This window comes from Rubneribacter sp. (assembly GCF_965361815.1).
In genome coordinates this window covers 1-2903 of sequence record NZ_CBDTNW010000167.1, presented here as the reverse complement: position 1 = coordinate 2903, position 2903 = coordinate 1, and the positions used below count along the sequence as shown (strand labels likewise).

2 protein-coding genes are annotated in these 2903 nt (G+C 65.3%); both read left to right on the top strand.

Annotation, left to right across the window (positions count from 1 at the left end; all coding sequences use genetic code 11):
• Positions 1–2561, top strand: a 2561-nt coding sequence (locus ACWKY3_RS12145) for a molybdopterin-containing oxidoreductase family protein (RefSeq protein WP_449316667.1), incomplete at its 5' end; no start/stop codon positions are given.
• 1 nt (position 2562) lies between these two features.
• On the top strand, positions 2563–2903 hold a 341-nt coding region (locus ACWKY3_RS12140; RefSeq protein ID WP_449316666.1), incomplete at its 3' end, for a 4Fe-4S binding protein.

Genomic DNA, 2903 nt, shown 5'->3' with positions numbered 1-2903 from the left:
CCGACCGCCTGCGCTACCCCATGAAGCGCACGAACCCCAAGGGCGATTCCGACCCGGGCTGGGTGCGCATCAGCTGGGACGAGGCGTTCAAGACGGCGGCGACGTCGATGAAGGAGCTGCAGGACAAGTACACGGGCACCACGTTTGTGTCCATGAGCGGCACGAGCCGCATGTACGCGCTGGCCGACAAACCCATAGCGCGTGCGTTCGGGGGCCTGAACTACATGAGCGCAAGCCAGATCTGCAAGGGCCCGCGCCGCATGGTGGGCGGTCTGACCGTGGACAACGGCTATCACTTCCAGGCTGTGGAGGACCGCCCCCTCGTGTACGTGCAGTGGGGCACCGACCAGACGCAGTCCAACTACGACAACTCCTGCCGCTCCACGGTGGAGGCCGTGCAGCACGCGGAGAAGTTCATCAGCGTGGACCCGCGCAAGTCCAACTGCGGCAAGGAGGCCGACTACCACCTGGCCCTGCGCCCCGGCAGCGACGGCGCCATGCTCATGGCCTGGACGCGCATCGTCATGGAGGAGGAGCTCTACGACGACCTGCTGGTGAAACGCTGGAGCAACGCGCCGTTTCTGTACTGCGAGGACATCGAGCCCACCGGGTGGATCGGCGTGAAGTTCAACGTGTCGAAGCAGATGGACGTGCGCACGCGCCTGCTGAAGGAGTCCGACCTGGTGGAGGGCGGCGATCCCAAGAAGTTCATGGTGTGGGACAACCTGCATGATCGCCTGACCTACTTCGACGCCAACGAGGAGGGCGAGCACGCCGGCATGTGGGAGGGCCAGACCGAGCACGACGTGGCCACCACCGGCTGGGAGTACGAGCTGGGCGGCTGGGTGCCCGATCCCATGCCCTTCCCCGTGGACATCGACCCGGCGCTGTGGGGCGAGTTCGAGGTCACGCTCAAGGATGGCCGCACGGTCAAGGCGAAGCCCGTGTGGCAGAAGTACTGGGACGAGTGCGTGGACGAGATGACGCTCGAGCGCGCCGAGGAGCTGACGGACGTTCCCGCCGACCTCATCCACGAGGCGTGCCTGGCCTGGGCCACGCGCATCGACCCGCGCCGCGGCAACGGCGGCATCAACATCCAGCTGGCCCCCGAGCAGGTGGGCCGCGCGACGCAGAACTTCCGCACCGCCTACAACCTCATCTTCATGACCGACAACTACGACACCCCCGGCGGCAACCGCGGCGAGACGCCGTCTAAGGCCACCGTCTCCAATGCGGTGGTGCCCGCTCCGTCCACGTCGTCGGGCGGCACGCCTCCGTCGAACTGGGTGCAGCGCGAGAACATGTGCGGCGCGGAGCAGTTCCCGCTTACGCGTTGGTGGACGCAGTGGACCGACTCCACCTCCATCTGGAAGGCCGCCAACACGGGAGATCCGTACCCCATCAAGGGCTGCATCTGCTGCTCGGGCGACTTCATGAACCAGTCGAACTCGCTGTACGCCTGGGAGGCGCTCAAGCAGATGGACTTCACGCTCTACATCGACCTGTGGGAGGTCCCCGGCGTGGGCATGGCCGACATCGTGATGCCGGCGCAGCACTGGCTGGAGATTCCCGGATGCCCGCGCACGTCGCAGGGCGCGTCGGGCGGCATTGGCGCCATGGTGAACTGCATTGAACCGCCGGCCGAGACCAAGCACGAGTCGGACATCATCTGCGGGCTGTACAAAGAGCTGGGCATGCCGTTCTACGACCCCGCCAAGGGCGATCCGTGGGACCAGCCCATCGAGAACTACCTGGACGCCACCGTGAAGGCAACCGGCATGACCTGGAAAGAATACGAAAAGGAGTTCGAGGAGAACGGCTGGTGGGATGCCAAGGAGTCGCTTCCCGAGCGCTGGGGCACCTACCGCCGCTACCAGATGGGCTACCTGCGCGGCGGCGCCACCGCTCCGCTAGACATCCCCGGCATGAGCACGCCCACCATGAAGTGCGAGCTGTGGTCCACCATCATGGAGACATACTTGGGCGAAGGCGAGCTGCCGTTCTACGATGAGCCGCCGCTTTCGCCGGTGAGCACGCCGGAGCTGTTCGAGGAGTACCCCTTCAACATGACCACGGGCCGGCGCATCCCGGTGTACTTCCATTCGGAGCACCGCCAGCTGCCCTGGTGCCGCGAGCAGTGGCCGGTGCCGCGCATGGAGATCAACCCCGCGGACGCCGCGGAATTGGGCATCGAGCAGGGCGACTGGGTGTGGATTGAGTCGAAGGACGGGAAGGTGCGCCAGACGGCCGACCTGTCCCATGGTATCAAGCCCGGCGTGATCAATTGCGAGCATGCGTGGTGGTTCCCCGAGTTGAAGCAAGCTGACAAGGGCTTCACGCTGTGCGGTATCAACTGCCTGGTTGACAAAGACGCGCAGGACTATATTACGGGCTCCTCCCAGCTGCGCGCCTACCCCGTGAAGGTCTACAAGGCCACGCCGGAGAACTCTCCCTTTGGTAACCCCTGTCCCTGCGGGGAGGATGGCACCCCCGTCATAGCTGACTCGTCCGACCCGCGCTTGAAAGAGTGGTTGCCCGTATACGAGGGGAGGGAGGAGTGAGATGGCCCAGTACGCAATCGTCACTGACTTAAACCGCTGCACGGGATGCCTCGCCTGCGCGGTGGCCTGCAAGGCCGCGAACGGGGTGCCCGTGGGAAGCTACTGGAACAAGGTGCTGCGCATCGGCCCCAACCCCAAATACGAGGGAGCCGTCAACCCCGACGTGGAGCTTTACTTCCTGCCGGTAGGGTGCCAGCACTGCGAAGAGCCCGAGTGCGTGCGGGTGTGCCCCACGGGCGCCTCGCACAAGCTCGCGGACGGCACCGTCCAGATCGACAAGTCCAAGTGCATCGGCTGCCAGTTCTGCGCCATGGCCTGCCCCTACAACGTCCGCTACCTCAA